1 protein-coding gene, 1 tRNA gene and 1 pseudogene are annotated in these 874 nt (G+C 38.9%); 2 read left to right on the top strand and 1 reads right to left on the bottom strand.

Features of this window, described 5'->3' with window-relative positions; translation table 11 throughout:
* The first annotated feature begins 38 nt into the window (after positions 1-38).
* The gene (locus HT678_RS00450) at positions 39-503 is read left to right on the top strand and encodes a transposase (RefSeq protein ID WP_080673659.1); all 465 of its coding nucleotides are present in this window, start codon (positions 39-41) and stop codon (positions 501-503) included.
* A pseudogene (locus HT678_RS11345) lies at positions 502-789 on the top strand (transposase); the annotation flags it as partial. The gene HT678_RS00450 and the pseudogene HT678_RS11345, both read left to right, overlap by 2 nt.
* Here the strand turns inward: HT678_RS11345 and HT678_RS00440 are convergent.
* A tRNA-Asn gene (locus HT678_RS00440) sits at positions 778-851 on the bottom strand. The pseudogene HT678_RS11345 and the gene HT678_RS00440 overlap by 12 nt on opposite strands.
* Between the last annotated feature and the right edge of the window lie 23 nt (positions 852-874).

Here is an 874-nt window from a genome sequence, read left to right as displayed (position 1 = left end):
AACAAGACCCAGAGAAAGTATCTGAGTTTCTTGATATTTTGGATAACCTAAACGATTTACCAATCGTATACATTGATGAGACAGGAATCGACCGCTACCTCTATCGTCCTTATGCAGGGGCTCCTAAAGGGGAGAAAGTCTATGAAAAGATTAGCGGACGTCGTTTTGAGCGAACTTCAATTGTTGCAGGACAAGTAGACAGAGAGTTTATAGCTCCCATGATTTACAAGAACAGCATGACAAGCGATTTCTTTGTGGAGTGGTTCAAAACGCAACTCCTGCCTGCTTTGAAGACACCTCATGTTATTATCATGGACAATGCTAGTTTTTATCCCAAGAACATTTTGGATGAACTCTGCATCCAAAATAAACACTTTTTCTTACCTCTACCGCCTTATTCACCAGATTTGAATCCTATTGAGCAAGCTTGGGCTATCTTGAAAAAGAAAGTAACAGATTTATTAAGGGAAGTCCCAACTATTTTTGAATGTTTGGAACGCTGATAACGAGAAAATTGTCAATGCCCTTAAACTAGCCTATTCTAACGCCAAACTAGAAGTCACTAATAATCTCATCAAACTTATCAAACGCAACGCCTTTGGTTTTCGGAACTTTAAAAACTTCAAAAAAAATGACGAAATTTGCCCTTTCTCGAGATTAGCTTTTCATCAACCCACTACAGTTGACAAAGAGCCGAAAAATGTCTCGCCTCTAATAACACGAGATAGATTATTATTACATAACAAAAAAAGAGGCCTAAACCTCTTAACTAAATTACTCCGCCAGTAGGACTCGAACCTACGACATCATGATTAACAGTCATGCGCTACTACCAACTGAGCTATGGCGGATTAAAGCTAAGCGACTTCCCTAT

It is taken from the genome of Streptococcus sp. 3167 (assembly GCF_013277175.1).
Classification (GTDB): domain Bacteria; phylum Bacillota; class Bacilli; order Lactobacillales; family Streptococcaceae; genus Streptococcus; species Streptococcus pseudopneumoniae.
The sequence above is the reverse complement of the archived record's forward strand: the minus strand, read 5'-3'. Positions and strand labels throughout refer to the sequence as shown.